Annotated in this window: 2 protein-coding genes; both read left to right on the plus strand. The window is 26.9% G+C overall.

Features of this window, described 5'->3' with window-relative positions:
• Positions 1-257 (plus strand): hypothetical protein (locus A9G11_RS14450; protein ID WP_176701258.1); only part of this gene is annotated, 257 nt, incomplete at its 5' end.
• A 23-nt stretch (positions 258-280) separates the two neighbouring features.
• Positions 281-840, plus strand: a 560-nt coding sequence (locus tag A9G11_RS08985; RefSeq protein WP_141674394.1) for a hypothetical protein, incomplete at its 3' end; no start/stop codon positions are given.

The raw sequence follows: 840 nt of genomic DNA on the forward strand, positions 1-840 counted from the left end.
TTACTTTCCGATTAAACAGTTATGATCCCGATGGAAAACCTATTGATGCAATAGTGTTAGATGAAAGATATTCCGAAGAAGGGGAAGTACTTGTGTGGAATGATTTTACTATAAAGGCAAATGGTGCAATTTTAGTTAACCAAAAAGAAAAATTACTAATCGACGCAGGTCTTTCTGATTTTAAAAAAGGTGAAATTAAATCTAAAAAAAGTCAGTATCAAATGACTAAAACGGGTCTTTTTAAGAAATTAAAATAAGACTTATTAAAGGAAAATATATAATGAAAACATCATTTTATTTAGCTTTAATCTTGCTATTAAGCACGCCTTGCTATAGTCAGTTGTTTAATATTCCCGAACAATATAAAGGTGATTGTTTTGTTAAGAATGTTAATTACTGGCAACAGGAAACACTAGATGCAATTCCTAATGAAAATGAGGAGTTTATTAATACTAGAAAAGAAGAAAATTGCCCTCCAAACTCGATAGAAACAGATTTTAATGATTTATATGACATAATCCATAAAAACACAGTTATATATACTGATGGAGATTTAAAACTTGTTTTAAATAAAAAAAATTATGAATACACTTATCATGAAAACATTTTTCCTCTCAAAACTATTACTTTTGAAATAGAGTTATCATTAATGTATAAACAGGACATCAAAGATAAAATTATTTTAGCAAGTCATTTTTATGAAACTCACAATACTTTTTGGTTAGGTATTAATGAGTATTATATTAGTCCTAATGGTGATATTTATTTATCACAAATAAAAGATTTAGGCTTTCGTACTGAGTTTATATTTTGGAAACATTATCAAATTGATAAGGAGAA

The sequence above is a fragment of the Gilliamella sp. wkB108 genome, from assembly GCF_001690195.1.
Classification (GTDB): domain Bacteria; phylum Pseudomonadota; class Gammaproteobacteria; order Enterobacterales; family Orbaceae; genus Gilliamella; species Gilliamella apicola_L.